The organism is Kitasatospora sp. NPDC004240 (genome assembly GCF_053603215.1).
Genome location: NZ_JBSGFD010000351.1, coordinates 1 through 5,054 on the forward strand (window position 1 = coordinate 1; position 5,054 = coordinate 5,054).

At 74.3% G+C, this 5,054-nt stretch carries 6 protein-coding genes; 5 read left to right on the forward strand and 1 reads right to left on the reverse strand.

Annotated features, from left to right (window positions below; translation table 11 throughout):
• The first annotated feature begins 380 nt into the window (after nt 1–380).
• From ACWEQL_RS40915 to ACWEQL_RS40935, 5 genes are read left to right on the forward strand one after another with little or no spacing between them, the layout of a single operon-like run.
• Nucleotides 381–1,526, forward strand: coding sequence for a 4Fe-4S dicluster domain-containing protein (locus tag ACWEQL_RS40915; protein ID WP_452156464.1), 1,146 nt, complete (start codon nt 381–383; stop codon nt 1,524–1,526).
• Entirely contained in the window at nt 1,526–2,332 is an 807-nt protein-coding gene (locus tag ACWEQL_RS40920) for an FAD/NAD(P)-binding protein (RefSeq protein WP_452156466.1), read from the forward strand. The genes ACWEQL_RS40915 and ACWEQL_RS40920 overlap by 1 nt, the downstream gene beginning before the upstream one ends.
• Nucleotides 2,333–2,345: 13 nt before the next feature.
• Nucleotides 2,346–3,125: an NADH-quinone oxidoreductase subunit B family protein gene (locus ACWEQL_RS40925; protein WP_452156468.1), complete on the forward strand. Its 780-nt coding sequence runs from the start codon at nt 2,346–2,348 to the stop codon at nt 3,123–3,125.
• Nucleotides 3,122–4,417, forward strand: coding sequence for a Ni/Fe hydrogenase subunit alpha (locus tag ACWEQL_RS40930; RefSeq protein ID WP_452156470.1), 1,296 nt, complete (start codon nt 3,122–3,124; stop codon nt 4,415–4,417). Before ACWEQL_RS40925 ends, ACWEQL_RS40930 begins: the two co-directional genes overlap by 4 nt.
• Nucleotide 4,418: 1 nt before the next feature.
• On the forward strand, nt 4,419–4,910 hold the full coding sequence (locus ACWEQL_RS40935) for a hydrogenase maturation protease (RefSeq protein WP_452156472.1): 492 nt from the start codon (nt 4,419–4,421) through the stop codon (nt 4,908–4,910).
• A gap of 29 nt (nt 4,911–4,939) precedes the next feature.
• On the opposite strand, the gene ACWEQL_RS40940 is transcribed toward ACWEQL_RS40935, so the two are convergent.
• Nucleotides 4,940–5,050, reverse strand: a complete 111-nt coding sequence (locus ACWEQL_RS40940; RefSeq protein ID WP_452156474.1) for a universal stress protein — start codon at nt 5,048–5,050, stop codon at nt 4,940–4,942.
• Nucleotides 5,051–5,054: the final 4 nt, after the last annotated feature.

The following is a 5,054-nucleotide window of genomic DNA, read 5'->3' on the forward strand; positions in this document are numbered from 1 at the left end:
CCTTCCCCCACCCCCCGGGCTCCCCCCTCGCGCGGGTGCGTGGGGGGGGGCGTTGGGCCCGGGGGTTGTCGCGGCCCCCCCCCCCCCGCCCCCGCTCGGCCGGTCCGCTCGCACGCTACGGCCCGGCGTGGGCCCGGGCAGTGGATGGACCCGCGGCGCCCGGCTCCGGGGGGGCGGCCCCGGGTGTCGGGCCTCATCCATCCGGTCGCCGTCGTGCGGGCCCCGGGAGGCCGGCCGGGCCCGTTCCGCGGGCCGGCGGGCCCCGATGGCCCCGGGGCGGGGCCGATGGACCCATGCGGAATCACCGGAAGCGGCTGACAGTGGAAGGGCACGGGCCGCCCACTCCGGGTGGCTCCGGGAAGCCTTGGAAGGACAGCCCGATGAACACCGGCCCACCGTTCGTGGCACTGGACGAGGACGGTCTCGCCGCGCTCGTCGACGCCCTGCGGCAGCGCGGGCTCACGGTGGTGGGGCCCACCGTCCGGGAGGGGGCGATCGTCCTGGCCGAGCTGGCCTCCGCGGACGACCTGCCGCACGGCTGGGGCGTGGAGGCCGAGGCGGGGACCTACCGACTGTACCGGCGCGAGGACCGGGCGGCCTTCGCCCATTCGGCCGGACCGCAGTCCTGGAAGACGTTCCTGCACCCGCCCCGGGCCCGGCTCTGGCAGGCCGACCGGGCCGAGGACGGCACCGTCACCGTCCGCGAGGACGACGACCCGCCACCCCGCTACGCCTTCCTCGGCGTGCGCCCCTGCGACCTGCGCGCGATCGCCGTCCAGGACCGGGTCCTGACCGGCGGGGCGTACGTCGACCCGGTGTACGGGCCGCGCCGTGCCGCGGCCTTCCTGATCGTCGTCGAGTGCACCGAGCCCGGCGGGGTCTGCTTCTGCGTCTCCATGGGCACCGGTCCGGGCCTTCAGGACGGCTCGGCCTTCGATCTGGCGCTCACCGAGACCGTGGAGCCGGACGGCAGCCTCCGCTACACGGTCCGCGCCGGCAGTGCCGACGGTGAGGGCCTGCTCGCCGAGCTGCCGACCTGTCCCACCGACGGGGCGCGCGCCCGACGCGCCGTCGCCGACGCCGCCGGGCGGATGGGCCGGACCATGGACGCCACCGACCTGCGCTCGCTGATGGCCGGCACGATGACCGCGGAACGCTGGGACCAGGTCGCCGACCGCTGTCTGACCTGCGGCAACTGCACCATGGTCTGCCCCACCTGCTTCTGCACCACCACCGAGGAGGTCACCGACCTCACCGGTGACCACGCCGAACGCTGGCGGCGCTGGGACTCCTGCTTCGACCTCGACTTCTCGTACCTGCACGGCGTCGGCCCGGTCCGTTCCTCCGCCCGCAGCCGGTACCGGCAGTGGCTCACCCACAAGCTGGGCACCTGGTACGACCAGTTCGGCTCGTCCGGTTGCGTCGGTTGCGGCCGGTGCATCGCCTGGTGCCCGGTCGGCATCGACCTCACCGAGGAGGTCGCCGCCCTGCGCGCCGAGGCGGCCACGACGGAGGGAGCGCCGTGATGCACGCGACGACGCCGGTCCCGTACCGGGTGGCGGGCCGCCGCCGGGAGACCGCCGACACCGTCACGCTGGACCTGGCACCCGCGGCCGCCCCGCTGAGGGCCTTCCGGCCCGGGCAGTACGCCATGCTGTACGCCTTCGGCGTCGGCGAGATCCCGGTCTCGGTCAGCGGGATCGCCGGTGACGTCCTGAGCCACACCGTCCGCGTGGTCGGCAAGGTCAGTGCGGCGCTGTGCCGTGCCGACCCCGGCCAGTGGGTGGGCGTCCGCGGTCCGTACGGCACGGCCTGGCAGACGCCGCCCGCCGGCAGCGACGTGCTGGTGGTCTCCGGCGGTATCGGGCTCGCTCCGCTCCGGCCGTTGATCGAGGAGGTGCTCGCGCGGGCACCGGAGTTCGGGACCTTCACGGTGCTCACCGGCTACCGCGACCCGGGCGAGCAGCTGTTCCTGCCTGATCTGCCCGTCTGGCGGACCCGCGCGGACGTCCTCGCCACCGTCGACCGCGCCGAGCCCGGATGGCCGGGCGCCACCGGGCTGGTCACCGGCCTGCTGGACGACGCGGACTACCGCCCCGACCGCTGCGCCGCCTACCTGTGCGGGCCCGAGCCGATGATGCGCGCGACCGCCGGGGAGCTCCTGCGCCGGGGCGTCGCCGCCGACCGCATCCGCGTCTCGCTCGAGCGCAACATGCGCTGCGCGACCGCCTGGTGCGGGCACTGCCAGCTCGGCCCCGTCATGGTCTGCCGGGACGGGCCGGTGTTCGGCTGGGACCGTGCCGAGAACCTGCTGTCCCTGCCCGGGCGATGAGGCGGCGAGCGCCATGACCATTCCCCGCCTGGCAGTCTGGAAGTTCTCCTCCTGCGACGGCTGCCAGCTCACCCTGCTCGACTGCGAGGACGAGCTCATCGACCTCGCCGGTCAGGTGGAGATCGGCTACTTCCTGGAGGCCACCCGCCGCGAACTGCCGCCGCCGTACGATCTCTCGCTCGTGGAGGGCTCCGTCGCCGCCCCCGCCGACCTGGAACGCGTCCGCAGGGTGCGCGAGCAGTCGAAGTACCTGGTCACCATCGGCGCCTGTGCCACCGCCGGCGGCGTCCAGGCGCTGCGGAACCTGGTGGGCCTGCCCGAGTACCAGGCGGTCGTCTACGCCCGCCCCGAGTACGTCGACAGCCTCGCCGACTCCACACCGATCGCCGCCCACGTGCCGGTCGACCTCGAACTGCGCGGCTGCCCGATCGACAGGCGCCAGCTCCTGGAGGTCATCACCGCCTACCTGGCCGACCGCAAACCCGACATCCCCACCCACAGCGTCTGCTTCGAGTGCAAGCTGCGCGGCACCACCTGCGTCACCGTCGCCCACGGCACCCCGTGCCTCGGCCCGGTCACCCAGGCGGGCTGCGGTGCCATCTGCCCGGCCTACGGGCGCGGCTGCTACGGCTGCTTCGGCCCGATGGAGACGCCGAACACCCGCGCCATGCTTCCGCTGCTACGCCGCGACGGGCTGCCGGACGCGGACGTCGCCCGCCTCTACCGCACGTTCAACGCCGAGGCCCCGTCCTTCGCCGATGCCGCCCGCCGGGCCGAGGAGGAAACCGGATGACCCATCGCACCCACCGGACGCTCACCGTCGGGGCACTGGCCCGCGTCGAGGGGGAGGGCGCCCTGCACGTGTCCGTGCGTGACGACGAGGTGGAGTCCGTGCGGCTGGAGATCTACGAACCTCCCCGCTACTTCGAGGCCCTGCTGCGAGGCCGCCGGTACACCGAACCGCCCGACCTGACCTCCCGAATCTGCGGCATCTGCCCGGTCGCGTACCAGATGAGCGCCTGCCGTGCCGTCGAGGACGCGTGCGGAGTCACGGTGGACGGCCAACTCGCCATGTTGCGGCGACTGCTGTACTGCGGGGAGTGGATCGAGAGCCACACCCTGCACGTCTACCTGCTGCACGCCCCGGACTTCCTGCGGCTGCCCGACGCACTGGCACTCGCCCGCACCGACCCCGCACTGCTGCGGCGCGGACTGCGGCTGAAGAAGGCAGGAAACGAGATCGTCGAGGTCCTCGGCGGACGGGCGATCCATCCGGTCAACGTCAGGCTGGGCGGATTCCACCGGCTTCCCACGCCCGCCGAACTCGACCACCTCGCGACGGTGTTGCGCCGGGCGCGGACGGACGCCGAGGACACCCTCGGCTGGGTGGCCGGATTCGACTTCCCGCCGCTCACCGTCCGGCACGAACCGCTCGCGCTCACCGAGCCCGACGGCTACGCCATCGACTCCGGCACCCCCACGGGCACCCTCGCCGGTTCGTTCCCGCTGAGAACCTTCGAACAGCGCGTCCGGGAACACCAGGTGCCGCACTCCACCGCACTGCACGCCACCCTCGACGGTCGGCCCCACCTCACCGGCCCGCTCGCCCGCTGGAACCTCGGCAGCGAGCGGCTGCCCGCCGCGATCCGCGGCCTGGCCGCGCAGGCCGGACTCGGCCCGCGATGCGCCAACCCCTTCCGCAGCATCGTGATCCGGGCGGTCGAGGTGCTGTGGGCCGTCACCGAGGCGCAGCGCATCATCGAGCAGTACGAGCCACCTCCCGCCCCGGCCGTTCCCGTGCCACCCCGGGCGGGTGTCGGTCACGGCGCGACCGAGGCGCCGCGCGGTCTGCTCTACCACCGGTACGAGCTCGACGGGGACGGCGTCGTCCGACAGGCCGTCATCGTTCCGCCCACGGCCCAGAACCAGGCCGCCATCGAAGCCGACCTGCGGACCTTCATCCGGCCCCGGCTGCACCTGGGGGACGAGGAGCTGACCCGGTGGTGCGAGCAGGCGATCCGCAACTACGACCCGTGCATCTCCTGCGCCGCCCACTTCCTGACCCTCACCGTGGACCGGGGCTGAGGTGTCCCGCGACCGCATCGTGCTGATCGGGGTCGGCAACGAGTACCGCCACGACGACGGGGCCGCCCTGGCCGTCCTGGCCGAGCTGACCTCCTCCGGCGTCGAAGCCGACCGGATCGCCCTGTGCGACGGTGAACCGACCCGCCTGATGGACCTGTGGGACGGGGCGGACCTCGCCGTCGTGGTCGACGCGGTCCACGGCCACCCCGGGAGGCCGGGCCGGATCCACCGGGTCTCCGTGTACCCGGACCTGCCGGAGGACCCGCTGGACGAGGCCGTCGCGGCCGGCACCCACGGCCTCGGCCTCGGCCACGGCATCGCCCTGGCCTCCGCGCTCGGCCGTCTGCCCGGTGAACTGGTGATCATCGCGGTGGAGGGGGCGGACTTCGGCATCGGCGAGGGCCTCAGCCCGGTCGTCGTCGCCGCCGTCCCGCGCGCCGCCGGCATGGTCCGCGAGACGGTCGCCGCCCACCGGGCCCGGCGTGGGAGCTGACGGGCCGTTCCGAGACCGGTGGATCGCCGTCAGGCGTACGGGACGACCGCGACCGGGCACCGGACGTGGTGGATCGCGGCGTGCGTCACCGGGCCGAGGCGCGCTCCGACGGGGGCGTGGCGGCTGCGGCGGCCGACCACCGCG

What these genes read in the sequence shown, in the direction of transcription:
- ACWEQL_RS40920 (WP_452156466.1), top strand. Translation starts at nt 1,526, where the DNA reads ATGCACGCGACGACGCCGGTCCCGTACCGGGTGGCGGGCCGCCGCCGG.
- ACWEQL_RS40925 (WP_452156468.1), top strand. Translation starts at nt 2,346, where the DNA reads ATGACCATTCCCCGCCTGGCAGTCTGGAAGTTCTCCTCCTGCGACGGC.
- ACWEQL_RS40930 (WP_452156470.1), top strand. Translation starts at nt 3,122, where the DNA reads ATGACCCATCGCACCCACCGGACGCTCACCGTCGGGGCACTGGCCCGC.
- ACWEQL_RS40915 (WP_452156464.1), top strand. Translation starts at nt 381, where the DNA reads ATGAACACCGGCCCACCGTTCGTGGCACTGGACGAGGACGGTCTCGCC.